1 protein-coding gene is annotated in these 243 nt (G+C 69.5%); it reads right to left on the bottom strand.

Features of this window, described 5'->3' with window-relative positions; all coding sequences use genetic code 11:
* A partial coding sequence (locus OH705_RS28445) for a hypothetical protein (RefSeq protein ID WP_267303599.1) occupies positions 1-243 on the bottom strand: 243 nt, incomplete at both ends.

Genomic DNA, 243 nt, shown 5'->3' with positions numbered 1-243 from the left:
CGGGCACGACGCGCACACTGCCCGTGCGCAGATGGCCGTAGTGGGCGAAGCGGCCGTCGCCTAGATCGAGCACGATGATGTTGCCGCCGCCGGTATCCAGCGCATGGTCCGAACGCTCATCCAGGCGCAGGCGTTCCGGCAGGTCGTTGCGCACGCTCGCCACGATGCCATCGGCGACCGCGAGCACCGCTTCGCCGTGGCTGTAGGCATCGGCCACCCGACCGCTGTCGCGCGCTGATTTGC

This window comes from Pseudomonas sp. BJa3 (assembly GCF_026343815.1).
Lineage (GTDB): Bacteria > Pseudomonadota > Gammaproteobacteria > Pseudomonadales > Pseudomonadaceae > Aquipseudomonas > Aquipseudomonas soli.
This window is presented reverse-complemented; position numbering and strand designations above follow the sequence as displayed.